Source organism: Salipiger sp. (genome assembly GCF_059781815.1).
In genome coordinates this window covers 9838-12242 of record NZ_JBYNAH010000163.1, presented here as the reverse complement: position 1 = coordinate 12242, position 2405 = coordinate 9838, and the positions used below count along the sequence as shown (strand labels likewise).

General features: G+C 64.7%; 3 protein-coding genes. 2 read left to right on the top strand and 1 reads right to left on the bottom strand.

The annotated features are described in order from the left end of the window. On the top strand, window positions 1-385 hold a 385-nt coding region (locus tag AC6RA4_RS17410), incomplete at its 5' end, for a response regulator (protein WP_500162515.1). A gap of 6 nt (window positions 386-391) precedes the next feature. On the opposite strand, the gene AC6RA4_RS17405 is transcribed toward AC6RA4_RS17410, so the two are convergent. Then, a complete protein-coding gene (locus AC6RA4_RS17405) occupies window positions 392-988 on the bottom strand; it encodes a gamma-glutamyl kinase (RefSeq protein WP_500162513.1) in 597 nt (198 codons plus the stop codon). 178 nt (window positions 989-1166) lie between these two features. Between AC6RA4_RS17405 and recA the strand changes: the two genes are divergently transcribed. Continuing rightward, entirely contained in the window at window positions 1167-2240 is a 1074-nt protein-coding gene (gene recA, locus AC6RA4_RS17400) for a recombinase RecA (RefSeq protein ID WP_500162511.1), read from the top strand. The last annotated feature ends 165 nt before the right edge of the window (window positions 2241-2405 follow it).

Genomic DNA, 2405 nt, shown 5'->3' with positions numbered 1-2405 from the left:
GTCCGATCCACCGCACAGCGGTACCGGAACCGTGCTGCTGGTCGAGGACGAGGCGCCGGTGCGGGCGTTCGCGGCCCGGGCGCTGCAGATGCGCGGCTATGGCGTGATCGAGGCCGGCAATGGCGAGGAGGCGCTGGAGCGGCTCTCCGATCCCGACATGGCGGTGGACCTGACCGTCACCGACGTGGTGATGCCGGGCATGGACGGGCCAAGCTGGGTGCGCGAAGCGCGGCGCGATCGCCCCGAGACGCCGGTGGTCTTCATGTCGGGCTATGCCGAGGAGGTTTTTCCCGAGGGCGGGCCGGGGGTGTCGAATTCGGTCTTCCTGCCGAAACCGTTCTCGCTCACCGAACTGACCGAGACGGTGAACCGGCAACTGCCCTAGCCGGGCTCAGCCTTCGGCGCGCTCCCAGACCTCGAAATCGGCGGCGCATTTGCGCCGCAGCTTGGCCTCGAGCTCGGGCGAGAGCTGCAGATCGGCGCGCGGCGAGACGTTCTCGCGCGGGAGGTCGAGCGCGACGCCGAGCCGCTCCTCGAGAAAGCCGATGATGCCGGACTGGTTCTCGTAGCGGAACAGCCGGCTCACCCCGGTGCCGTTCGGGCGCGGCTCGACAAACTTGGCCTGGCTGCCGACATTGGCGAAGGGCGGGCGCTCGCCGCGGGTGTAGGCATCGACGAACGCATCAAAGCTCATGCCTTTCGTCGAGGTCGGCTTGCCGTCGAGGAAGTCGCGTTGCCGATAGCGATACCAGGAGCCGAGCCAGGACACCGGCTCGCGGATCACCGCCATCAACTCCATGTGCTCGACCCCCATCTTTTCGAACATCGGGCGGAAGAAGCGGTTGTAGCGGTAGACAGGGGCGTGCTTGAGCTCGGGCGGGTCGAGCACCGTCATCGAGGCATGCGGCGCCAGCGCGGATTCGTAGGCCGAGCTGCCCGTCTTGGGCACCGCCAGCAGCACCAGCCGCGCCTTCCAGAATACCAGCATCCGCGAACTCCCCGGTTTTTCTCGCCTGTAAACCACTCTTTAACCTTGCCGGAGAAGACTGGTCCACGGAAAAGATCTTGAAATGTTCTTCTTTTGGTCTCATAAGGGTGTGAGAACAAGAGGCGAACAAAGCAGCGATTGCCGCCCTCGCACGGGTGTGGAATAAGGACCGAAACGCATGGCAACGGCAGATCTTCTGACAATGGACAGCAAGAAAGACGCAAACCGGCAGAAAGCCCTCGAGTCCGCCCTGGCGCAGATCGAGCGGCAGTTCGGCAAGGGTTCGATCATGAAGCTCGGTGGCGACAACGCCATGAAGGATATCGAGGCGACCTCGACCGGGTCGCTCGGTCTGGATATCGCGCTTGGCATCGGCGGCCTGCCCAAGGGCCGGATCATCGAGATCTACGGCCCGGAGAGCTCGGGCAAGACCACGCTCACCCTTCACGTGGTGGCGGAAGAGCAGAAGAAGGGCGGCGTCTGCGCGTTTGTCGACGCCGAGCATGCGCTCGATCCGCAATACGCCAAGAAGCTGGGCGTCGATCTCGACGAGCTGCTGATCTCGCAGCCCGACACCGGCGAACAGGCGCTCGAGATCACCGACACGCTGGTGCGCTCCGGCGCGGTCAGCCTGGTGGTGGTCGACTCGGTGGCGGCGCTGACGCCGAAATCCGAGCTCGAGGGCGACATGGGCGATTCGAATGTCGGCGTGCAGGCCCGCCTGATGAGCCAGGCGATGCGCAAGCTCACCGGCTCGATCAGCCGCTCGAACTGCATGGTGATCTTCATCAACCAGATCCGGATGAAGATCGGCGTGATGTTCGGCTCGCCCGAGACGACGACCGGCGGCAACGCGCTGAAGTTCTACAGCTCCGTGCGCCTCGACATCCGCCGCATCGGCTCGATCAAGGATCGCGACGAGGTGGTCGGCAACCAGACCCGCGTCAAGGTGGTGAAGAACAAGGTTGCACCGCCGTTCAAGCAGGTCGAGTTCGACATCATGTATGGCGAGGGCATCTCCAAGATGGGCGAACTGCTCGATCTCGGCGTCAAGGCCGGCGTGGTCGACAAGTCCGGCGCCTGGTACTCCTACGGCGATGAACGCATCGGGCAGGGGCGCGAGAACGCCAAGAATTTCCTGCGCGAGAACACCCGCGTCGCGCTCGAGATCGAAGACAAGATCCGCGCCGCCCACGGGCTCGATTTCCACATGTCCGTAGAGGATGCCGGCGACGACGTCATGGAAAGCTGAGCGGGCTGTCTCGCCCGGGGCTTCGGACGGCGGTTTCGAAACGGGGGCGCTCCTGCGGGAGCGCCTCTTTTTTGTTTTGTCGAGGGGCGCTGCCCCTCTGCCGCGCGGGGCGCGGCATTCACCCCGAGGTATTTTTGGAACCAGAGAAGGGAGGGGGTGGTGCCA